A 20,784-nucleotide genomic window follows, 5' to 3' on the forward strand; every position below is an offset into this window, starting at 1 on the left:
TTGTTGGATCCATGGTGGACGGCCTGAAGAAGATCGACTGGTACCGGTTGCGGAGCCACGACGGGTTCGCCGACGACCTTCCCAGGCTGTTGAGGCAGGCCAGGACGTCCGTCGAGCCGCACGAGGAGCTGGTGCGCCACCTGACCGGGGACGAGTCCGAGGTCAGCGAGGCGACCGCGGCGGCGTGGCCGTTCCTGCTGGAACTCGTCGCCCACGACAACACCCCGAGCCGTGACTGGCTGCTGGAGAACCTGTGCGGCGCGATCGCGGTCGCCGGAGGCAGCGGTTCCGACGGCGTCGACCCCGGCTGGCCACCCGCCTGGGAGGCTTCGAAACCGGCGTTGCTCGCCCTGCTCGACCACAGCTCGGCGGCGGTGCGGCGGGGCGTGTTGTTCATGCTGGGGAAGGGGCTCGGGGACAGTGCCCTCGTGCTGCCCGCCCTGTCCCGGCGGTGGGAGGAGGAGGTCGATCCGGCCACGCGGTTGTGCGTCGTGATCGTCGCCACGGAGTTCGCCGGGCGGGGTGACGAGGCGGCGGCCTCGTGGTTGCGGGAGCTGACGGTCGCGGACGACGAACCGCTCGTGCGGATGCTCGTGTCCGCGGCGACCCGGCCCGACGCCGACGTGATCCTGCGCGCGCTGACCGGCGACCTGGAGCTGTTCCTGGCAACCGGGTCGTTCGAGATGGGCTACGACGAGGTGCTGGAGCACGTGCTCTGGCTGGTGGGGCCCAAGGACTTCGACGGCATCGACCTCGTGCTGGCGCTGGTGGACGTGCTGCCGTGGCGGACCGAGGCGCTCGACTACCTGCGCAGGCTCTTCGAACGCGACACGACCGACGTGGGGCTGGTCGTTCCGTTCGTGCCGGTGTGGATCGCCGATCCGGACGTGCGGCTCCGGGCGTTCGCGGTGTGGCTGACCGGCGTCGCGGGGGCTCGGGAGTACCGGGACCTCGTCGCCGAGAGGGTGCACGACCACGGCGTGACGTCGTTGGGGCAGAAGGTCTCGACGCTGGCCACGTCGGTGCTGCTGGAGCTCGGATGACACTGGAGGGGCTGGACGACGTCGCGTGGCACTCGATCGACCACGCCTACGGTCCCGCGCTGGACACGCCAGGCCATCTGCGGGCCTTGTCGTCCGAGGATCCCGAGGTGGTCGCGCGGGCCGTCACGGACCTGGACAGGACCGTGCACGAGGAAGGCGGTTTCGTGTGTCCCGCGGCCACGGCGGTGCTGCCGTTCCTGGTCGCGGTGATGCCGTCGCTCGCGCCGGAGCACCGGGCGCGGTTGCGGGACCTGATCGAACGGATCGCGGACGACGGTGAGAACGCCGAGCAGGTCGACGCCGGCTGGCACGCCGCCTGGGAGAAGGCGAAACCGGAGTTACAGGACGTTTTCCGCGATCTTGAGTGATACCAGGAACAGCAGAACCATCAGTGCCGCGCCGACCCACGGGCAGTAGGCGCGCGGCTCGCGCAGCGCGCGGAACCACGTCGCGAACGTCGCGGACAGGCCGATCACCACCGTGCCCACCAAGATGATCAGCAAGGGCGCGTGGCACGCGCCGGTGCACGTTCTGACCGGGGTGAAGCCGAGGACGCCGAAGAAGAGGACGCCCACGGCGGCCACGAACATCACCAGCATGCCCAGCAGGGCGACCGCGATCCGCATGCCGCGGAACCTAGCCAACGGAGATCATCTCCGCAGCGAAAAAGCCCTGCGTGAAAATCTGTCGGTGGCTCCGGCTAGCCTTGACGGCAAAGCTGACTTCGTCTACAAGGAGCCACCACCGTGTTGCGCACGCACGAGGCCGGATCACTCCGGGCCGAGCACGCCGGGCAGTCCGTCACCCTCACCGGGTGGGTCGCTCGCCGGCGGGATCACGGCGGTGTCATCTTCATCGACCTTCGCGACGCCTCCGGTGTGGCCCAGGTCGTGTTCCGCGAGGGCGAGATGGCCGAGCGCGCGCACCGGTTGCGCAGCGAGTACGTCATCAAGGTCACCGGCGACGTGAGCAAGCGTCCCGAGGGCAGTGACAACCCCGACCTCGCCACCGGCGCCATCGAGGTCTACGTGACCGACCTCGAGGTCCTCAACGAGGCCGCGCCGCTGCCGTTCCAGGTCGAGAGCGACGTGGAGCCCGGCGAGGAGGCCCGCCTCAAGCACCGCTACCTCGACCTGCGCCGCAGCGGCCCGGCCAAGGCCATCCGGCTGCGCAGCGAGGTCAGCCGCATCGCCCGCGAGGTGCTGCACGGCGAGAAGTTCTCCGAGATCGAGACGCCGACCCTGACCCGTTCCACCCCCGAGGGCGCGCGTGACTTCCTGGTGCCGGCGCGGCTGCGTCCCGGCTCCTGGTACGCGCTGCCGCAGTCGCCGCAGCTGTTCAAGCAGCTGCTCATGGTCGGTGGCCTGGAGCGCTACTACCAGATCGCGCGCTGCTACCGGGACGAGGACTTCCGCGCCGACCGCCAGCCGGAGTTCACCCAGCTCGACATCGAGATGAGCTTCGTCGAGCAGGACGACGTCATCGCGCTGACCGAGAAGCTGCTCGCCGCGATCTGGAAGGAGACCAAGGACGTCGAGCTGCCGCTGCCGTTCCGCCGGATCTCCTACGCCGACGCGATGGCGAAGTACGGCTCGGACAAGCCGGACCTGCGCTTCGAGCTCGAGCTCACCGACCTGACCGAGTACTTCAAGGACACGACGTTCCGCGTGTTCCAGGCGCCGTACGTCGGCGCCGTCGTCATGCCGGGTGGTGCCTCGCAGCCGCGCCGCACGCTCGACGCGTGGCAGGAGTTCGCCAAGCAGCGCGGCCACAAGGGTCTCGCCTACGTGCTGATCCAGGAGGACGGCACGCTGGGCGGCCCGGTCGCGAAGAACCTCACCGACACCGAGCGCGAGGGTCTCGCGAAGGCCGTCGGCGCCAACGCGGGCGACTGCATCTTCTTCGGTGCGGGCGACCCGCGTGACGCGCGCGCTCTGCTGGGTGCTGCCCGTGTCGAGATCGCGCACCGCGTCGGCCTGATCGACGAGAACGCCTGGGCGTTCGCGTGGGTCGTCGACTTCCCGATGTTCGAGTCGGTCGACAAGCTCGACGCGGGCGACGTCGCGGTCGGTGGCGGCAACTGGACGGCGCTGCACCACGCGTTCACCTCGCCGACGCCGGAGTGGATCGACAACTTCGAGTCCGACCCCGGCAACGCGCTGGCCTACGCCTACGACGTGATCCTCAACGGCAACGAGCTCGGCGGTGGCTCGATTCGTATCCACCGCGCGGACGTGCAGCAGCGCGCGTTCAACGTCATGGGCATCGGTGCCGAGGAGGCGCAGGAGAAGTTCGGCTTCCTGCTCGACGCGTTCAAGTTCGGCGCCCCGCCCCACGGCGGCATCGCGCTCGGCTGGGACCGCCTCTGCATGCTGCTCGCGGGCGCCGACTCGATCCGCGAGGTCATCGCGTTCCCGAAGTCGGGCGGCGGCTACGACCCGCTGACGGCCGCTCCGGCGCCCATCACGGCGCTGCAGCGCAAGGAGGCCGGCGTGGACGCCAAGCCGCAGGAGAAGGCGGCCGAGAAGACCGCCGACAAGGCCGAGTCGAAGGCTTAACGATCTTTCGGCGGCGTGTCCCGGAACGTGGCCGGCTCGGAGGCAACCTGCCGGATGCCTCCGAGCGTCTCAGAACATGAGACCCGTTCGCCCGATCGAGCAGCTACTTGATCGGTATTGACCCAAGGGCGGCGATCGATCGGGTTGATCGGCACGTAGTGGGCAACGGAAGGTGTTTCCACACGTCCACACGTCGGAGGGGGATCCGGAAACACCGCGAGCCGTTATCAACGAGTAGTGGTGGTCGCAGCCTGGCCCGATTAGCGTCGGTCCGGCTCACGGACTTGGGGAGTAGGGTCGGAGGGGATGAGCGTGGAGATCACCGCGGGCCCTCCCGACACGACTTCACCTGAGATCGCAGACGCTGTCGGGGCGGCTGAACGCGTACTGACCAGAAGACTGGGCGCACAGGTGCGCCTCGCGGACCCCGAGACTCTCGGGGGTACCGGTCGTTCCGTCGTCATTCGCGTAAGAGTGGCCTCCTCGCCGTTCTCCATGCCGCGCACGCTGGTCGTGAAGCGCTATCCCGCAGGGACCGGCGACCGCGACCCGTGGGCGCACGAGGCGGTCAGCCACCAGCTGCTCACGGCGCTTCCGGCCGAAGAGCGCGCCACCCCGGAACTCTTCGCCCACGACGCGGCGATGCGTCTGGTCGTGCTGGAAGACCTGGGCCGTGCGCCGCGGCTGTCCGAAAAGCTGCACGCGCCGGATGCGCGCGCCGCGGAACGTGGCCTGCTCTCGTGGGCACACGCCATGGGCCGCCTGCACGCCACGACGGCGGGCCGTGACGCGGACTTCGACGCGTTGATGCGGCGGGCCGGCGCGCAGTGCTGCCAGGACCCGATCGCGGTCGACGTGCACGCGGCGATCGCGGGCTTACCGGGGTTGCTGGAGACCACCCTGGGCGTCGGCACGTCCACGCAGGCCATCGAGTTCGCCGCGGAGTCCGCGCGGGCGTTCAGCACCTCACGGCGGCGCGCGTTCAGCCCGTCGACGTCCTGCCCGGACAACCACCTGGTCACCTCGCGCGGCGTCCGGTTCGTCGACTTCGAGGGCGGCTGCGTCCGCGACATCGTGTTCGACGCCGCCGCGCTGCGCGTGCCGTTCCCGTCCTGCTGGTGCGGATGGGGCCTGCCGCCGGGAATGTCCGAGGCCATGGTCGCCGCCTGGCGGGCAGAGGTCGGGTCGGTGTGGCCCGAGATGGACGACGACGCGGTGTTCTTACCGCGGCTGCTGGAAGCCCAGCTGCTGTGGGTGTGGCTCGCGACGTGGCGAGCGCTCTCCAAGCCCATGCCCAACGTTGTCAACGCTCCGCCGCGCAGTGTCGTGCTGACCGGCCGGTGGATCCGACTGAGGTCCGACGCGTTGCTGCTGGGCGAGAAGACGGTCGCGTCGCACGCCGACGCGGTGATCGGGGCACTGGCCGACCGCTACGGCCCTGAGGTGCTCGAACTCCCGCTTTACCCAGCATTTCGCTGAACCGTTCCCGCACGGTCATTCCCGGCTCACCGGGCAGGCTGATCCTGAACCGCGTGCTGGTGTTACTAGGTGACTCGACGGCGGTCGGGATCGGCGACCTCGTGCCCGGCGGATGGCGTGGCTTCGGCCCGATCCTCTCGTCCGCCTACTCGGACAACGGCTATCGCAACCACGCCGTCTCCGGTGCCCGGCTGGCCGACGTCCGACGCGTCCAGTTGCCGCAGGCGTTGCGCGACAGGCCCAGCGCGGCCGTCGTCATCGCCGGCGTGAACGACACGCTCCGGTCCGACTTCTCCGCGCGGCGGATGTACGAGGACCTCGACCACGTCTGCCGTGAGCTGACCGCGGCCGGGGTCGCCGTCGTCACCGTGCGGTTCCACGACCAGGGCCGCGTGTTCAAGCTGCCGGGCAGGTTGCGGCGGGTGCTCAAGGACCGCATCGACGAGTACAACCGCGTGGTCGACGTCGTGGTCGCACGGCACGGTGTGCGGTGCGTCGACCTGCACACGATGCCCGGCGCCTACGAGCTGGACACGTGGGCCGTCGACCGGTTGCACCCGTCGGAGCGGGGTCACCGCATGCTGGCGCGGGCGTTCGCGGCCGAACTGCGCGCGGACGGACTCCAGTTCGGCGACGTCAGCCTGGAGTGCTCCGGCGGCCGCGAGCTCACGGTGTGGCACCACATGGCGTGGCTGATGCTCAAGGGTGTTCCGTGGCTGTGGAAGCGCGGAGCCGACCTGCTTCCGCTGTTGTGGGCCGACGAGCCGGCCGAGGCGATCGGGCCGGTGCCGGGGGAGGTGCTCCCCGCCGACACCGGCCGTCTCTGAGGATCAGCCCGTGGTCAGGTCGTAGAGGGTCTGGCCGCCCGCCGTCGTGGACTGGAAGGTCGCCGCGACCCATTCGGCGATCTCGCTGCCGCCACCTCGTCCGCCGCCGCCACCTTCGACGTAGTACCGCACCCTGCCCTCCGCGACGAGCGCCTTGAACTCGTCGAGCGTCGGCGCGGGATCGCTGCCGTTCCAGCCACCGATCGCGATCACCGACCGCCCGGACGCCAGCTGCAGCGACGCCGCGCTCTGGGCGCCGGTCGTCGCGGCCGCCCACTCGGTGTCCGTGGCCTTCAGCAGCTGCACGACCTCCGTCGACGAACCGCCTTCCCGCATGCCCATGCCGGCGCCCTGCTGGGAACGCGGGCCGGACAACGGGATCGACCCGCTGTGCGTCGTCGAGGCGGTGGCGAACGCGTAGCCGGACGTGCCGAGCAACGCGGCGACCACCAGCGCGGCCGCGATCCAGCGGCGTCCGTTCAGGCCGAACACCAGCGCGAACACGACGAGCGCGGTGACGGCCAGCAGGACCCAGCGCAGCCACGGCGTCCAGTCCGGCGTGCGGTCGAGCAGGATGAAGCCCCACACACCGGTGGCCGCGACCATCGCCGTCAACGCCATCCGCACCGGGAAGTGGCCGCGGCCGCGCCACAGCTCCCGTCCGGCGATGCCCACGACCGCGGCGATCGCGGGCGCCAGAGCGACTGTGTAGTACGGGTGCGTGATGCCGCTCATGAAGCTGAACACCGCGCCGCTCACGAGCACCCAGCCGCCCCACACCACCAGTGCCGCACGCGTGCGGTCAGTGCGGGGCGCACGGCGCAGGAACCACAGTCCGGCGCCCAGGCCGATCAACGCGGCGGGCAGCAGCCAGGAGATCTCCGGGCCCATGCTGGCGCCGAACAACCGCCCGATGCCCGTCTCGCCGCCGAAGCCGATGTTGCCGTTGCCGCCCATCCCGCCACCACCGGGACCGCCGGAACTGCCGAAGATGCGGCCGAGCCCGTTGTACCCGATGGCCAGTTCCCACAACGAGTTGTTGGTCGACCCGCCGATGTACGGGCGGCTGTCCGCCGGCCACAGCTCGACCAGCGCGATGAACCACCCGGCTGAGACGACGATCGCGACGCCGGCGCCGAGCAGGTGCAGCAGCCGCTTGAGCGGTGAGGTGGGAGCCGCGATCAGGTAGGCCAGCGCGAGCGCGGGCAGCACCAGGAACGCCTGCAGCATCTTGGTGAGGAACGCGAACCCGATCGCCGAACCCGCGAACGCCAGCCACAGCGGGCTCGCCTTCTCCAGCGCCCGCACCGTGCAGTACGCGGCCGCGACCATCAGCAGCACCAGCAACGCGTCCGGCAGGTTGAACCGGAACATCAGCGTGGCCACGGGGGTGAGCGCGAAGGCCGCACCGGCGAACAACGCCGCGACAGGTCCGGACGTGCGCTTGACCGTCGCGTGCAGAAGTCCCACCGCCGCAACGCCTTCCACCGCCTGCGGGGCGAGCACGGCCCAGCTGGAGAAGCCGAACGCCTTCGCGAACAGGCCGCTGACCCACAGGAACGCGGGCGGCTTGTCGACGGTGATCGTGTTGCCGGGATCGAGCGAGCCGAACAGCAACGCCTTCCAGCTCTGCGACGCCGCCTGGGTGGCCGCCGCGTAGAACTCGTTGCCGTAGCCGGACGCGGTGAGGTTCCACAGGTACAGCACGGCGGTACCGGCGAGCAGACCGAGGAAGGCGATGCGGTGCACCGTTTTCGACTTCGGCTTGCGTTGTGGTTCCGGTGCCGGGGCAGCGGTGGGCGCGGGTGCGAGCGTGGCGGTCATGACGCGTCCAGTTCGTAGAGGGTGGCACCGGCGACGGTGGTCGCGGTGTAGTTCTCGGCGACCCACGCGGCGATGTCGTGGGCGGCGTCGCTGCCGCTCTCGCCCTGCATCATCCGGTCGGCCGCGACGTAGTAGTGGATCTGTCCACTTCGGACCAGCTCCTGGAACTGCTCCAGGGTCGGCGCGGGATCGGTGCCGTTGAAGCCGCCGAGCGCCATGACCGGCTGCCCGCTCGCGAGCTGGAGCCCGGCCGCGTTGTTGGAGCCGATCGTCGCGGCGGCCCACCTGTAGCTGCCCGCGTTGTCCTGCAACAGGGTCACGACCTCGGCGTCCGGGGTCGTCGCGTCGAGCAGTCCGCCGCCCATGCCGCCCATCCGGCCGTTCGACGGGCCCGCGACGGGCAGCGCGCCGGTGTGCGGGGTGGTGACGGTGGCGAAGGAGTACGTGGTGGGGCCGAGCAACGCGGCGATGAGTGCTACCGGGATGGCCCAGCGCATCGACAGGACCAGGCCGACCGCCGCGATCAGTCCCGTCATCAGCACCAGCACCGCGACGGGCGTGGAGAACTCGTTGATCAGCACGTAGCACTGCAGCGCGCTCAGCGCGACGGAACCCGAAAGCACCGCTGCCGCAACGGGTTCGCTGCGCCGGTCCCAGAGTTCGGTGGCGGCGATGCCGACGACGGCGGCGATCGCGGGAGCCAGTGCCACGGTGTAGTAGGAGTGGATGATCCCGTTCATGAAGCTGAACACCCCGGCGGTGACGACGAGCCAGCCTCCCCACAACGCGAGTGCGGTGCGGGCACGGCCCTTCGTCAGCCACAGCCCGGCGACCAGCAGCACCACCGCGGCCGGCAGCAGCCACGCGATCTGACTGCCCATCTCCGCGCCCAGCAGGCGGCCCCAACCCGCGGAACCCCAGCCGCGGCCACCTCCGACGCTGCCGACCTCGTCACCGGTCAGGCGGCCGAAACCGTTGTAGCCCAGGGTCAGTTCGAGCACGCTGTTCGTCTGCGATCCGCCGATGTAGGGCCGGTCCGGCGTCAGCTCGACGGCGACGATCCACCAGCCGCCCGCGACGACCATGGCGCCGAACGCGCCGGCCAGGTGCAGGAGCTTCCTGCCCGTGGAGATCGGGGCGGCGAGCAGGTAGACCAGTGCGAACGCGGGCAGAACCAGGAACGCCTGCAGCATCTTGGTGAGGAACCCGAAACCGACCGCGACGCCTGCGAGCGCGAGCCAGTAGGGATTGGCGTTCTCGACGGCACGGGTCACGCAGTAGGCGCCCGCGACCATCAGCAGGACCAGCAACGCGTCCGGGTTGTTGAAGCGGAACATCAGCACCGCGACCGGCGTCAGCGCGAGCACGGCCCCCGAGATCAGCGCGGCCGCGGGGGAGAACCAGCGGCGCACCGTCGCGTACAGCAGCCAGACGCTGCCCACGCCCATCAACGCCTGCGGCACCAGGATGCTCCACGCGTTGACGCCGAACAGCCGCGCGGACAGGCCCATCACCCACAGCGAGGCGGGCGTCTTGTCGACGGTGATCGCGTTCGAGGCGTCCGACGAGCCGAAGAACCACGCCTTCCAGCTCGTCGCACCGGCCTGCGCGGCGGCGGAGTAGTAGGCGTTGGCCCAACCCGAGTCCCCCAGTCGCCACAGGTACAGCGCGCCGGTCGCGATCAGCAGGACCGCCAGCGCCAGGCGTTCTCGTCTCATGGGGACGAGAGTCGCGGCCTAGCCTGGGTCGGTCGTGTGCTCCCGCTGTGAACGACCTGTGTGCAGCGAGACCGTGAACGTGGTGTGGCCCGGCTTGCTCGTGACGGCCACGTCGCCGTCGTGCGCGCCGACCACTGCCGACACGATCGACAGTCCCAGGCCGGTGCTTCCCGCCGCCCGCGAACGCGAGGAGTCGCCGCGCGCGAACCGTTCGAAGACCTCCAGGCCCTCGGGGATGCCGGGACCGTCGTCGGTGACGGTCAGGTCCACCTGTCCGTTGTGGACGGACAGACCGGTCGTGACGGTCGTGCCCGGCGGGGTGTGCGCGCGGGCGTTGGACAGCAGGTTGCCGATGACCTGGTGCAGTCGTTGCACGTCACCGGGAACTGTGACCGGCTGCTCCGGCAGCGCGAGCTTCCAGCGGTGGCCGGGGCCCGCGATCCTGGCGTCGCCGACCACGTCCAGCACCAGCCTCGACAGGTCCACGTCCTTGCTCTCCAGCGGTCTGCCGGCGTCGAGGCGGGCGAGCAGCAGGAGATCCTCGACCAGTGAGGTCATCCGCACCGCCTCTGACTCGACCCGGCTCATCGCGTGGGTGACCTCGGGTGGCAGGTCCGCGGTGGTCCTCCTGGTCAGTTCGGCGTAGCCGCGGATGGCGGCGAGCGGTGTTCTGAGCTCGTGCGAGGCGTCGGCGACGAACTGCCGGACCCTGGTCTCGCTGTCGTGCCTGGCTTTCAGCGCCTCGCCGACGTGGCCGAGCAGCTTGTTCAGCGCGAGACCGACCTTGCCGACCTCGGTGGCCGGATCGGTGTCCTCGTCCGGCACGCGCTCGGCGAGCGCGACCTCGCCCTCGTGCAACGGGAGTTCGGAGACGCGCGAGGCGGTCTCCGCGACCCGGTCCAGTGGCACCAGCGCGCGCCGCACGATCACCCTGCCCGCCAGGGCGACCGCCGCCGCTCCCGCGATGATGAGTCCTGCGAGGATCCAGACCATCTGCCACACGATGTCCGTGACGGGCCCCAGCGGCAGGCCCTTGATCCCGAACCGGTCGGTGACCACGCGGAACTCGCCCGCCTCACCCAGATCGACCGTGTGCGGACCCGACGGCGTCGCCGCCAGCAGCGCGATCTCGTCGTCGGTGAGCAGTCGTGGCGACTGCGACCCCGGCAGTTCGATCGTGCCGCTGATGCTGCCGTTGCGCTGGATCTGCGCGTTGATGCCGGGAGGACCGTAGGGCGAGCCGGGTGGCCCCGGCCGCAGGGTCGTGACCTCTCGGTCCAGGTTGCTCATGAGGAACGCGTGCAGCGCGAGCACCGACACCCCGCCGATCACCAGGCACAGCGCGGTGAGCAGGACGATCTGGCCGGAGACCAGCTTCGCCCGCAGCGTTCTAGGTCGCAGGCTTGAGGACATAACCGGCGCCTCGCATCGTGTGGATCATCGGGGTGCGCCCGGCGTCGATCTTCTTGCGCAGGTAGGAGATGTAGAGCTCGACGATGTTCGCCTGGCCGCCGAAGTCGTAGCTCCACACGCGATCCAGGATCTGGGCCTTGCTCAGCACGCGCTTCGGGTTGCGCATCAGGTAGCGCAGCAGTTCGAACTCCGTCGCCGTCAGGTCGATCGAGGCGCCGGCGCGTTCGACCTCGCGCGTCTCCTCGTTCAGCGACAGGTCGCCGACGATCAGCCGGGTGCCCGCGTCCGCGTCGGTCACGCCGGTGCGCCGCAGCAGCGCGCGCAGCCGAAGCACGACCTCCTCCAGCGAGAACGGTTTGGTGACGTAGTCGTCGCCGCCCGCGGTGAGCCCGGCGATGCGGTCCTCCACGGCGTCCTTCGCCGTCAGGAACAACACCGGCAGGATCGGCGCCTCGGCACGCATCCGGCGCAGCACCTCGAAACCGTCGAAGTCCGGCAGCATCACGTCCAGCACCACCACGTCCGGGCGGAACTCGCGTGCGGTCCGCACCGCCGTCGTCCCGTCGAGAGCCGTGCGCACGTCCCACTTCTCCATGCGCAGCGCCATCGACATCAGCTCGGCCAGAGTGGACTCGTCGTCGACGACGAGCACCCGGACCGGCTGCCCGTCCGGCCTGCGGAGTTCGGTCTTCATCGCGCGCATGGCTCCCATCGTGAACGCGGATCCTGTGTACCAGCTGTGAGCGACGCGCACAGGTCGTGCCTACGTCAGGCACAGGTTCGGCACAGCCGGCGCCGCCACGGTGGCTGTCATGACCGAACAACAGCCCCCGGAGTGGGGCGCACCCCAGCCCGCTTCCGAGCCCGCCGAGCAGTCTTCTGGGCGCCCGGCGTGGACCGCCAAGAAGACGGTGGCGGCCGTGGCCGTGGCCGTCGCCGTCGCGATCGCCGGTGCCGGTGGCGTCGCGATCTACGCCGCCAGCGGCACGAACCAGCAGACCGGAGCCGGAGGCATGGGACCCGGCGGCATGGGCGGAGCGCCACCGGACGGTGGCGGCGGCATGCGCGGCGGACTCGGGTTCGGCACGGCGACGCACGGCGAGTTCCAGTCCGGTGAGGTCACCGCGCTCAGCGACTCGTCCATCGAGGTGAAGTCCACCGACGGGTACACGAAGACGTACGTGATCGACGCCGAGACCGTGGCCGAAGGTGTCGAGAAGGGGGACGCGGTGACCGTGATCGCCACCACAGAGGACGGCAAGTCCGTCGCGTCCAGCGTGGTCGAACCTGGTCAGCGCGGTCAGCGGGACGGGCAGGCCCCTCCCACTAGGTGATTTGGGGTCAAGTGTGAGCGGTTATGGTCGGGTGATCAGCCCGACCACAACCGGAGGTGAGCGGCGTGCGCACGTTCACACTGACTGTGATGGGGTCGACAGACCTGCACGGCAATCTCTTCAACTGGGACTACTACCTCAACCGCGAGTTCGACGACTTCGCGCACAACGACGTCGGGCTCGCGAAGATCTCGACGCTCGTGAACGACGTGCGTGCCGCCGTGGGACGCCAACGGACGTTGCTGCTCGACGCCGGTGACACCATCCAGGGCACGCCGCTCGCGTACTACTACGCGAAGGTCGAGCCGATCACGCGCGGTGCGCACGTGCATCCGATGGCCGCCGCGATGAACGCCATCGGCTACACGGCCGCCGCGCTGGGCAACCACGAGTTCAACTACGGGCTGCCGATGCTGCGGACCTTCGAGCGGCAGCTGGAGTTCCCGCTGCTGGCGGCCAACGCGCTGGACGTGGCCACGGGCCTGCCCGCGTTCCAGCCGTACGTGGTGAAGACCGTGTGGCTGACGGGCGGGGCGCCGTTGCGGGTCGGGATCCTCGGGCTGACGAACCCCGGGATCGCGGTGTGGGACCGCGCCCACGTCGACGGCGTGCTGACGTTCCCCGGGCTGGTGGAGCAGGCGCTGCACTGGGTGCCGGAGGTCCGGCACAAGTCCGACCTGGTGATCGTGGTGGCGCACTCCGGGGCCGATCTGTCGTCGTCGCTGGGCGACCAGGTGCCGTTCCCGGAGAACTGCTCCGAGCTGCTGGCGGAGACGGTGCCGGGGATCGACGCGGTGCTGGTCGGGCACGCGCACGTGGAGATCCCGTCGCGGTTCGTGACGAACAAGGTGACCGGGCGGCCGGTGCTGCTGACCGAGCCGTTGTACTCGGGCAAGCGGTTGTCGGTGATGGAGTTCGACCTGCGCTACGACGGGCGCTGGGAGCTGGCCGAGTCGCGGTCGTCCGTGCTGTCGTCGGCCACGGTGGCGGAGGACCCGCGGATCGTGCGACTGCTGCGGCACGACCACGAGCGGGTCGTGTCGTACGTGAACGGGCAGGTCGGCACGTGTGCGTCGGCGATGTCGGCCTCGCGGTCGCGGTTCGAGGACACGCCCGCGCTGCGGTTCATCAACCACGTGCAGGCGCTGGAGGTCGCGAAGTCCACCTCGCTGCCGGTGCTGTCGTTGTGCGCGCCCTTCAACCGGACCGCCGCGATTCCGGCCGGGGAGGTGTCCCTGCGGGACGTCGCCGGGCTCTACATCTTCGACAACACGCTGGTGGGCGTGCGGATGACAGGCGGGCAGCTGCGCGACTTCCTGGAGGAGTCGGCGCGGTACTTCCTGCAGGTGTCCGGTCCCGGCCCGTTCTCGGCCGCCGAACTGTCCGCCGACGTGCCGGACTACAACTTCGACATCGCCTACGGGCTGACCGCGCCGCTGACCTACGACGTCGACATCTCGCAGCCGGTCGGCTCGCGGATCGTGGATCTTCGGTTCGGCGGTGAGCGGGTGGCGGACTCGTTCGAGTTCGCGGTGGCCGTGAACAACTACCGGCAGGCGGGCGGCGGCGACTTCCCGCACATCGCCTCGGCGCCCGTGCTGCACAACCAGCAGCAGGAGATCCGGCAGCTGCTGATCGACTGGGTGAAGGCCGCGGGCGTGCTCGATCCCGCCGACTTCGCGGGCTCGGACTGGCGCCTGGTGGCGTCCGGCGAACCTGTCGTGGTCTCCACGAACGAGTGAAATCGGGCGGGGTGTCCTGGGTGTTCCGGTCCAGGTGGTGGCACCCGGTCGGCCGAATGAGATAGGCCAGCCCCGTGCAGTTGCCGCTCCGCGTCTTCGTCTGCGCCCTCGTCGTGCCGGCGTTGCTCGCCGCGGTGGGCCTCGTCGCGCACCCCGCCCCTGGCGTGCCCGCCGGCCACCTGCTGCTCGCGGTCCGGTCGTCGGAGATCGTGCTGGCGGGCACCGCCGCGTCCCCGCAAGAACGCCAGGAGGTCGTGGACGCCGTGCGCGCGCTGACCACCTACCGGATCACCGACGTGATCACCTCCGACGCCGGTGAACGCCTGCCCGTCTCCCCGGCCGTGGCCGCCGCGCTGCTCGGGGCCGTGCTGGACCGGGACGTCACCGACTTCACCGGTGTCGTGCGCGCCGGACACCTGACCGCGTCGGCACGCGTCGCGGACCCGGAGCACGCGGGCTCGCTGAGCGACGCCCTGCGCTCGGCCGCTCCCGGACTGCGCGTCGACGAGGACTTCACGACTACGGGCTAGGAGCTGTTCGGTGTTCGGGTTCTTCTTCCAGATGTTCCTGCTGTGCGCGGGCGCCTTCCTCGCCGGCGTCGTGCTGACCTGGCTCACCATGCGCTCCCGCGCATTCACCACCGACGCTCCGGACTCCCCGCCTCTGTCGATCATGGAGGAGCCCGCCGCCGTCGTCCCCGCGATCAAGGCGAACTCGCGCACGATGATGTTCCACACCCCCGACTCGCCCTACTACAAGCGCATGAAGGGTGACGCGTTCTTCCACTCGCCGGAGGACGCCCGCCGCGCCGGCTACACGATGTGGACGCCCCGCCCCCGCGTACCGGCAGGCGCTTAGCGCTCGCGCAGCCAGGCGTCGAGTTCGAGGTAGTCGGCGTCGGTCAGGCCGTGGCGCGGGTTGACCTTGTGCAGCAGCGCCTTGCCGTGGTGCTGGGCGACCCAGGCGCGGTCCTTCTGGCCGATCTCGTCGTCCACCCAGACGAACGGCCTCGTGCCCGCCAGCGCGACCAGGCCGCGGGTCTTCCAGTGCAGGCCCTGGCGCGCGTCGGCGGCTTCGGCATCCGGGTCGTCCGGCCAGGTCGCGACCGGCAGCCTCGGCAGGCCGAGCAGGGGCGCGATGTGCGCGTTGGCGTCGTCCATCCAGGTCGTGGCCCACATCAGCTCGCACGGCAGGGCGGTGAGCCACGGGCCGTGCGCGGGGTCGAGTCGTGCGAGGCCCGGAGTGCCTGGAACGCCGTCGCCGAAGGGGAGCAACGGGCCGTCGACGTCGAGGAAGAGGATCGGGAGCGCGGCCACGGCGGGCACGCTACGGCGCACCTCGTAGGCTTGGCCACGTGATTGCCGACGTGATCAAGCCCGGGCTCGACGTGCTCTTCTGCGGCATCAACCCCGGCCTCGTGTCGGAGGCGACCGGGCACCACTTCGCGCGGCCGGGAAACCGGTTCTGGCCCGCCCTTCATTTGTCCGGGTTCACGCCGTCTCAGTTCGCGCCCGCAGAGCAGGAGAAGCTGCTCGACCTCGGTCTGGGCATCACGAACGTCGTCGCGCGGCCCAGCGCCAAAGCCGACGAATTAACAATTGACGAAATGCTTCAAGGTGGGATCGAGCTCGCCGGAAAGGTCGAGCGGTATTCACCGAAGGTTCTCGCGGTACTCGGCGTGACGGTCTATCGTGCTGCCTTCGGCCACAAGAAGGCGCAGGTCGGGGCGCAGCAGGACACCGTGGGCGGTGCGCGGGTGTGGGTCCTGCCGAATCCGAGCGGGCTGAACGCGCACTGGCAGTTGCCGGCGTTGGCGCAGGAGTTCGGGCGACTCAAAGCCAGCCTCTAGAACAGAACAAAAGTTCACATTCATGCCCACTGAAAGTGGGCTGGACGGAGTGGGCTCTGGTCTGGTTGCATCCAGATCTGCGTCCGTTCGAGTGCATTCACTCCGAAGTGGAACCCCCGTGCATCGGAATGCGTCAAAATTTGGCAATGCCGTGCAGAACTTGGTGAATGTTCAACACTGGTGGGGGCGCAGTGGAGATCAGGATTCTCGGGCCGGTCGAGCCGTCGGTGCCGCCGAAGCCCGCGCAGATCTTAGCCGTCCTGGCGGTCGAGTGCGGCAGGATCGTGCCCGTCGAACGGCTCATCGATCTCATCTGGGGCGAGGAGCCGCCGCCGCAGGCGCGCAAGTCGCTGCAGGTCCACATCTCCAGCCTGCGTCGCTCCGGGCTGCCGGTCGAGCACCGGGCGGCGGGCTACGTGCTCAACGCCGACCCCGAGAGCGTCGACCTGCACGCGTTCCGCAGGCTCGTGGCCAGCGCGGGCGACGAGGCCGACCTCAAGATCAAGGCCGAGGTCCTCAACGAGGCGCTGCAGCTCTGGCGCGGCACGCCGGTGGTGTTCGCGCAGACGCTCGACGTGCAACGGCTCGCGGCCGCCGAGGCGTGGGTCGACGCCGAACTGGCGCTGGGACGGCACGCCGAGCTGATCGACCGGCTCGGGGCGTTCGTCGCCGAGTACCCGCTGGCCGAACGGCTGCGCGGGCAGCTCATGACGGCCCTCACGCGGGCCGGGCGCCGCGCGGACGCCATGCGGGTGTTCCGCGAGACGCGGAAGGTGCTCGTCGACGAGCTCGGGGTCGAGCCCGGCGAGCAGCTCCAGCAGCTCTACCGCGACGTGCTGGAGGGCTCGCGGGACAGCCGCCGCAACTACCTGCCGCGCGACGCGGGCGACTTCACCGGGCGCGACCGGGAACTGAGCAGGCTCCTCGACAGCGACGGCGGCGTCTGGTGGATCGAGGGACCCGCCGGTGTCGGCAAGTCGGCGCTCGCGGTGCACGCGGCACATCGGCTCGCGGACCGGTATCCGGACGGGCAGCTGTTCGTCGACCTGCACTCGCCGTCCGGGGCGCTCGACGCGTTGCTGCGCGCGATGGACGTGCCGAGCGAACGGATTCCGGAGTCCGCCGAGGAACGCGCGGCGCTGTGGCGGGCCACGGTCGGCGGGCGGCGGGTGGTGATCGTGCTGGACGGCGTCACGAGCGTCTCGCAGGTCCGGCCGTTGCTGCCGGGCAGTCCCGGCTGCCTGACGCTGATCACGAGCCGCAGCAGGTTGTGCGGACTGGAAGGCGTGCGCCGCATCCCGTTGGACGTGTTGAGCAGCGACGAGGCCGTCACCCTGCTCCAGCGCATCCTCGGCGACGACCGGGTCTCCGCCGAACCTGACCAGGCGCAGGAGGTCGCGCGGCTGTGCGGGTACCTGCCGCTCGCGGTGCGGATCACCGGCGCACGGCTGGCCGGTCGCGCGCACTGGCCGGTGTCGAAGCTGGTCAGAAGGCTCTCCGACGAACGCAGCCGGCTCGACGAGCTCGTCGCGGACGACCTCGCGGTGCGGGCCGGCCTGGAGCTGACCTACCGGGCGCTCGACGACAACGTCCGCCGCGCGTACCGGATCTTCGGGTTCCTCGGGCTACCCGAGGTGCCGAGCTTCCTGTGGGTGCACCTGCTGGACGAGGACGTGCTCGACCAGCTCGTGGACGCGCGGCTGCTCGACGTCATCGGCAGCGCGCGGTACCGGATGCACGAGCTGGTGCGGCTGCACGCCCGTGAGCTCGCCGAGGCGGAAGACCGGCAGCAGGAACGGGAAGACGTCGTCAGAAGGGCCGTGGTCGCCGCTCTGTCCACTGTGGATGGACTGACCGAGCAGCTCTTCCTCGCCGTGCCGCGCATGCAGGACTCGCTGGGCATCGTCGCGACGGCGGCACGCCCGACCGACAAGGACGCCTGGTTCGCGCGCGAGGAGTCGTTGCTGACCAGGCTCGTGGAACGCGCGGCGGAGCTCGGCCTCGCGGAGATCGCCTCGCAGCTGGCCGAGGTGCTGGTGTTCGCCTGGTTCGGGCTCAGAAACCGTTACGAGGCCTGGGAACGAACACACACAGCGGCGCTGGAAGCCGTGTGGAGGACCGGAGACCTGCGCCTGGAGGCGGTGCTGCGGTGCAGTCTCGGGCAGATGCACTACAAGCGCGACAACCTGGTCGAGGCGCGGTCGTGGTTCGACACCGCGCAGACGTTGTTCGTGAACATGGGCGACCAGCGCGGCGAGGCCGTGGCGATGAACGGCATCGGCATGGTGTGCCGCGATCTCGGCCAGTACCCGTGCGCGCTGGAGGCGCTCGACCGGGCGCGCGAGCTGATGAAGTCGCAGGACCTCGAAGGCGAAGCGCACGCGCTGTACGGAATCGGCTCCATCAAACGGGAACTCGGCGACGACGAGGGTTCGTTCGAGACACTCCGCCTCGCCGAGTCGATCTACCGCCAGGCACGCAGCCGGCGGGGTGAGGCGCTGGCGGCCCGCGGGATCGGGCTCGTGCACCGCGCTCGCGGTGAGCTGGACCTCGCGGAGGACCACATCCGGCGCGCCCACGAGATGGTCGCGGGCACCGGCGACGAGCTGCTCGGCTGCTACACCGCCCAGGCGTGGGCGAAGGTGTTGCTGCGCAGGGGTTTGTTCGACCCGGCGGAAGTGCTGCTGCGGCAGGCGCTGGACGGCTGCCGCGACGTCGGCGACCGGTTCGGCGAGGCGCTCGTCCGCCGCACGGTGGGGGAGTGGCGGCTCGCCGCGGGCGACCACGCCGGCGCGCGGGTGGCGCTGACGGACCTGCTGCCGGTGTGGAACGACCTGAGCCTGCCGCTGTGGCGGGCTCGGACACTTCGGGACCTGGGAGCGGTCCACGCCTGTCTGGGGGACGTCGAAGGCGCGGACCGCTCCTGGCGCGAGGCCGCAGAGCTCTTCACACGACTGGGCACCAGAGAGATGGGGGAGGTGCGCCAGTGGCCTGCTCAGTGGGCCTCGCGTGCACTCAGCCGGTGATCTTCTTGTACTTCCACGGGGCGTAGCCACCGCTCTTGAGTGAAGAGATCGTCACGGTCTCGTGGTCCATGTCGGTGGCGGTGCTGCCCTCTTCGTAGATCCACGCGGACGTCTTCGCCGTGTTCGCCCACTTCTCGAACAGCTTCACGTGGCCGTTGCGCAGGATCATGTCGCCCGGCTTGAGGTTCGCCCAGGAGATCTTGGTGGCGACCTCGTCCAAAGTGGACGTGTTGCGGCTCGTCGTCAGCTTCCACGTCATGGACACGAAGCCGGAGCAGTCCGTGCGGTACTTCTTGCCCTTGCCGATGTCCCAGGCGTAAGCCGACTGGCTGTACGGAACCTTGCGGTCCCACCAGTCCTTGGCGCGCTTGATGACCTCGGTGCGGGAGATCGAGCCGCCGTATCCGGCCGCCGCCTCGACCTGCGAGATGGTGGTCTCCTGCTCGGCAGGACCCTCCGGTGCGGCCTGGGCGATGCCGCTCAGGCCACCCAGCAGCCCCAGCGAGATCGCGGTCGCCGCGACGGCGTGGCGAATGCGCATGTGTGTAGCTCCGATCGACTTGCTGTTGGTGATGACCGGAACTGTCCACCGTGGCGCCAAAGAACGGCCTAAAGCCGATTTAGGCGTTCCTTTACCGCTCTTTCTTAACTTCGCGGCACCTTGGGCATAAGGAGAGAGCACATGTTCGTTCGCACGATCGCAGCCGTGATCGCGATGTTCGCCGCTCTGATCATGGGCGCGTCCGTCGCGTCGGCGGCCCCGGCCAAGTACACCCACTCGCAGGCGACCGCGCAGCTGAGCGCGGCCGGCATCAGCTGGACGTCCAGCGGTGGTTGCAGCAACCGCAACCAGTCGAACTGCACCTCGTTCGAACAGGTCAACCAGACGACCATCGCGGGTGCCAAGACGTTCAAGAGCGCGTCGGGCTGTGCGCTGACCATCACCGGCGGCACGGAGACCGGCCACGCGTCGGGCACGTACTCGCACTGGAACGGGTACAAGGTGGACTACCGCCTGACCAGCTGCGTCACGAACTACATCAAGGGCAGCTTCTCGTCCATCGGCGGCAACAAGTGGAAGTCGAACGCGGGCAACATCTACTACCTCGAGTCGAATCACTGGGACGTCACGTACCACAACTGCGGTTGCTGAGTTTGTTGCTCAACTGACCAGGGGCCGGTAGATGTTGACGGGTGACCACACTCGGCGCCGTCTACCGGCCCCAGCTTCCGCCCGAGAACCTGCGTTCCGTCGTCCTGACCGCGGAGGAGTCCGGTGTGGACTCGTTGTGGCTGTGGGAGGACTGCTTCCTGGAGAGCGGCATCGCCTGCGCTTCCGCCGCCCTGGCCTGGACCTCCCGGTTGAAGGTCGGCGTCGGACTGCTGCCGGTGCCGTTGCGCAACGTCGCGATCACCGCGATGGAGGCCGCGACGCTCGACCGGTTGTTCCCCGGCCGCGTCACGATCGGCGTCGGGCACGGCGTGCAGGACTGGATGGGCCAGGTCGGCGCACGGGTGGCGTCGCCGCTGGCGTTGCTGAGCGAGTACACGGAGGCGTTGAAGGCGCTGCTGGCCGGCGAGCGGGTCACCGTGGAGGGCCGGTACGTCAAGCTGAAGGACGTCGCGCTGGACTGGCCGCCTGCCGCGCCGATGCCGATCTACGTGGGTGGCCTGGGCCTGAAGACGCTGGCCCTGGCGGGCGAGGTCGGCGACGGCACGATCCTCGACGCGTCGGCCGATCTCGACCGGGTCCGTGCCGTCAGGGCGGGCCGCGAGCACCCGGTGATCGTCTACGTCGAGACGGACTCCCGTGACCGCGCGTTCGTCACGGATCTGGTCTCCCAGGTGGCCGAGGCGGGCGCTACCAGCGTGATCTTGCAGCAGTCCGCCACGAGCGAGGATCCCGAAGGGTTCGTTCGTTTCGTGGGATCACTCGATGGTGTGAGCGCATAGCGTCGTAGATAACGGCGG

General features: G+C 69.8%; 20 protein-coding genes. 13 read left to right on the top strand and 7 right to left on the bottom strand.

Annotation, left to right across the window (positions count from 1 at the left end; genetic code table 11):
- Positions 1 to 11 precede the first annotated feature (11 nt).
- Complete coding sequence (locus OG205_RS44655; RefSeq protein WP_330273781.1) at positions 12 to 1,043, top strand: HEAT repeat domain-containing protein; 1,032 nt, start codon at positions 12 to 14, stop codon at positions 1,041 to 1,043.
- A complete protein-coding gene (locus OG205_RS44660; protein ID WP_330273782.1) occupies positions 1,040 to 1,411 on the top strand; it encodes a hypothetical protein in 372 nt (123 codons plus the stop codon). The genes OG205_RS44655 and OG205_RS44660 overlap by 4 nt, the downstream gene beginning before the upstream one ends.
- On the opposite strand, the gene OG205_RS44665 is transcribed toward OG205_RS44660, so the two are convergent.
- Positions 1,382 to 1,669 carry a hypothetical protein gene (locus tag OG205_RS44665; protein WP_330273783.1) on the bottom strand — a complete coding sequence of 96 codons (288 nt, stop codon included), beginning with the start codon at positions 1,667 to 1,669 and terminating at the stop codon, positions 1,382 to 1,384. The genes OG205_RS44660 and OG205_RS44665 overlap by 30 nt on opposite strands.
- Before the next feature lie 120 nt (positions 1,670 to 1,789).
- Between OG205_RS44665 and aspS the strand changes: the two genes are divergently transcribed.
- The 3 genes from aspS to OG205_RS44680 all read left to right on the top strand — a co-directional run bounded on the left by aspS (position 1,790) and on the right by OG205_RS44680 (position 5,907).
- The gene (gene aspS / locus OG205_RS44670) at positions 1,790 to 3,601 is read left to right on the top strand and encodes an aspartate--tRNA ligase (RefSeq protein ID WP_330273784.1); all 1,812 of its coding nucleotides are present in this window, start codon (positions 1,790 to 1,792) and stop codon (positions 3,599 to 3,601) included.
- A 306-nt stretch (positions 3,602 to 3,907) separates the two neighbouring features.
- Complete coding sequence (locus tag OG205_RS44675) at positions 3,908 to 5,080, top strand: hypothetical protein (RefSeq protein WP_330273785.1); 1,173 nt, start codon at positions 3,908 to 3,910, stop codon at positions 5,078 to 5,080.
- 53 nt (positions 5,081 to 5,133) lie between these two features.
- Positions 5,134 to 5,907 (top strand): SGNH/GDSL hydrolase family protein, encoded by a 774-nt coding sequence (locus tag OG205_RS44680; protein WP_330273786.1) that lies wholly within the window; start codon positions 5,134 to 5,136, stop codon positions 5,905 to 5,907.
- Between the two features lie 3 nt (positions 5,908 to 5,910).
- Here the strand turns inward: OG205_RS44680 and OG205_RS44685 are convergent, their stop codons facing one another.
- The 4 genes from OG205_RS44685 to OG205_RS44700 are packed head-to-tail and all read right to left on the bottom strand — an operon-like array spanning position 5,911 to position 11,565.
- Entirely contained in the window at positions 5,911 to 7,731 is a 1,821-nt protein-coding gene (locus OG205_RS44685; RefSeq protein ID WP_330273787.1) for an ArnT family glycosyltransferase, read from the bottom strand.
- The gene (locus OG205_RS44690; protein WP_330273788.1) at positions 7,728 to 9,449 is read right to left on the bottom strand and encodes an ArnT family glycosyltransferase; all 1,722 of its coding nucleotides are present in this window, start codon (positions 9,447 to 9,449) and stop codon (positions 7,728 to 7,730) included. The genes OG205_RS44685 and OG205_RS44690 overlap by 4 nt, the downstream gene beginning before the upstream one ends.
- Before the next feature lie 18 nt (positions 9,450 to 9,467).
- Positions 9,468 to 10,862 carry a sensor histidine kinase gene (locus tag OG205_RS44695; protein ID WP_330273789.1) on the bottom strand — a complete coding sequence of 465 codons (1,395 nt, stop codon included), beginning with the start codon at positions 10,860 to 10,862 and terminating at the stop codon, positions 9,468 to 9,470.
- On the bottom strand, positions 10,840 to 11,565 hold the full coding sequence (locus OG205_RS44700; RefSeq protein ID WP_319978891.1) for a response regulator transcription factor: 726 nt from the start codon (positions 11,563 to 11,565) through the stop codon (positions 10,840 to 10,842). The genes OG205_RS44695 and OG205_RS44700 overlap by 23 nt, the downstream gene beginning before the upstream one ends.
- Positions 11,566 to 11,674: 109 nt before the next feature.
- Between OG205_RS44700 and OG205_RS44705 the strand changes: the two genes are divergently transcribed.
- From OG205_RS44705 to OG205_RS44720, 4 genes are all read left to right on the top strand, one after another.
- Positions 11,675 to 12,196: a hypothetical protein gene (locus OG205_RS44705; RefSeq protein WP_330273790.1), complete on the top strand. Its 522-nt coding sequence runs from the start codon at positions 11,675 to 11,677 to the stop codon at positions 12,194 to 12,196.
- Positions 12,197 to 12,285: 89 nt separating this feature from the next.
- The gene (locus OG205_RS44710) at positions 12,286 to 13,938 is read left to right on the top strand and encodes a bifunctional metallophosphatase/5'-nucleotidase (RefSeq protein ID WP_330273791.1); all 1,653 of its coding nucleotides are present in this window, start codon (positions 12,286 to 12,288) and stop codon (positions 13,936 to 13,938) included.
- 74 nt (positions 13,939 to 14,012) lie between these two features.
- Entirely contained in the window at positions 14,013 to 14,468 is a 456-nt protein-coding gene (locus OG205_RS44715; protein WP_330273792.1) for a hypothetical protein, read from the top strand.
- Positions 14,469 to 14,478: 10 nt separating this feature from the next.
- Entirely contained in the window at positions 14,479 to 14,796 is a 318-nt protein-coding gene (locus tag OG205_RS44720; RefSeq protein ID WP_330273793.1) for a sunset domain-containing protein, read from the top strand.
- Here the strand turns inward: OG205_RS44720 and OG205_RS44725 are convergent.
- Positions 14,793 to 15,254 (bottom strand): HAD domain-containing protein, encoded by a 462-nt coding sequence (locus OG205_RS44725; protein WP_330273794.1) that lies wholly within the window; start codon positions 15,252 to 15,254, stop codon positions 14,793 to 14,795. The two genes, OG205_RS44720 and OG205_RS44725, sit on opposite strands and share 4 nt — an antisense overlap.
- Positions 15,255 to 15,292: 38 nt before the next feature.
- Between OG205_RS44725 and mug the strand changes: the two genes are divergently transcribed.
- Positions 15,293 to 15,787, top strand: coding sequence for a G/U mismatch-specific DNA glycosylase (gene mug / locus OG205_RS44730; RefSeq protein WP_330273795.1), 495 nt, complete (start codon positions 15,293 to 15,295; stop codon positions 15,785 to 15,787).
- Positions 15,788 to 15,978: 191 nt separating this feature from the next.
- Positions 15,979 to 18,813, top strand: coding sequence for an AfsR/SARP family transcriptional regulator (locus OG205_RS44735; RefSeq protein ID WP_330273796.1), 2,835 nt, complete (start codon positions 15,979 to 15,981; stop codon positions 18,811 to 18,813).
- Here OG205_RS44735 and OG205_RS44740 read toward each other — a convergent pair.
- Positions 18,803 to 19,354 (bottom strand): NlpC/P60 family protein, encoded by a 552-nt coding sequence (locus OG205_RS44740; protein ID WP_330273797.1) that lies wholly within the window; start codon positions 19,352 to 19,354, stop codon positions 18,803 to 18,805. The two genes, OG205_RS44735 and OG205_RS44740, sit on opposite strands and share 11 nt — an antisense overlap.
- 141 nt (positions 19,355 to 19,495) lie before the next feature.
- On the opposite strand from OG205_RS44740, the gene OG205_RS44745 reads away from it, so the two are divergent.
- A complete protein-coding gene (locus OG205_RS44745; protein WP_330273798.1) occupies positions 19,496 to 19,966 on the top strand; it encodes a hypothetical protein in 471 nt (156 codons plus the stop codon).
- Positions 19,967 to 20,007: 41 nt separating this feature from the next.
- Entirely contained in the window at positions 20,008 to 20,766 is a 759-nt protein-coding gene (locus tag OG205_RS44750; RefSeq protein WP_330273799.1) for an LLM class flavin-dependent oxidoreductase, read from the top strand.
- Positions 20,767 to 20,784 lie beyond the last annotated feature (18 nt).

The organism is Lentzea sp. NBC_00516 (assembly GCF_036346835.1).
GTDB classification, from domain to species: domain Bacteria; phylum Actinomycetota; class Actinomycetes; order Mycobacteriales; family Pseudonocardiaceae; genus Lentzea; species Lentzea sokolovensis.

Excerpts from the sequence above, each read along its gene's own strand:
- OG205_RS44655 (WP_330273781.1), top strand. The coding sequence starts at position 12 with ATGGTGGACGGCCTGAAGAAGATCGACTGGTACCGGTTGCGGAGCCAC.
- OG205_RS44660 (WP_330273782.1), top strand. The coding sequence starts at position 1,040 with ATGACACTGGAGGGGCTGGACGACGTCGCGTGGCACTCGATCGACCAC.
- OG205_RS44665 (WP_330273783.1), bottom strand. The coding sequence starts at position 1,669 with ATGCGGATCGCGGTCGCCCTGCTGGGCATGCTGGTGATGTTCGTGGCC.
- OG205_RS44675 (WP_330273785.1), top strand. The coding sequence starts at position 3,908 with ATGAGCGTGGAGATCACCGCGGGCCCTCCCGACACGACTTCACCTGAG.
- OG205_RS44685 (WP_330273787.1), bottom strand. The coding sequence starts at position 7,731 with ATGACCGCCACGCTCGCACCCGCGCCCACCGCTGCCCCGGCACCGGAA.
- OG205_RS44690 (WP_330273788.1), bottom strand. The coding sequence starts at position 9,449 with ATGAGACGAGAACGCCTGGCGCTGGCGGTCCTGCTGATCGCGACCGGC.
- OG205_RS44695 (WP_330273789.1), bottom strand. The coding sequence starts at position 10,862 with ATGTCCTCAAGCCTGCGACCTAGAACGCTGCGGGCGAAGCTGGTCTCC.
- OG205_RS44700 (WP_319978891.1), bottom strand. The coding sequence starts at position 11,565 with ATGCGCGCGATGAAGACCGAACTCCGCAGGCCGGACGGGCAGCCGGTC.
- OG205_RS44705 (WP_330273790.1), top strand. The coding sequence starts at position 11,675 with ATGACCGAACAACAGCCCCCGGAGTGGGGCGCACCCCAGCCCGCTTCC.
- OG205_RS44710 (WP_330273791.1), top strand. The coding sequence starts at position 12,286 with ATGGGGTCGACAGACCTGCACGGCAATCTCTTCAACTGGGACTACTAC.
- OG205_RS44740 (WP_330273797.1), bottom strand. The coding sequence starts at position 19,354 with ATGCGCATTCGCCACGCCGTCGCGGCGACCGCGATCTCGCTGGGGCTG.
- OG205_RS44745 (WP_330273798.1), top strand. The coding sequence starts at position 19,496 with ATGTTCGTTCGCACGATCGCAGCCGTGATCGCGATGTTCGCCGCTCTG.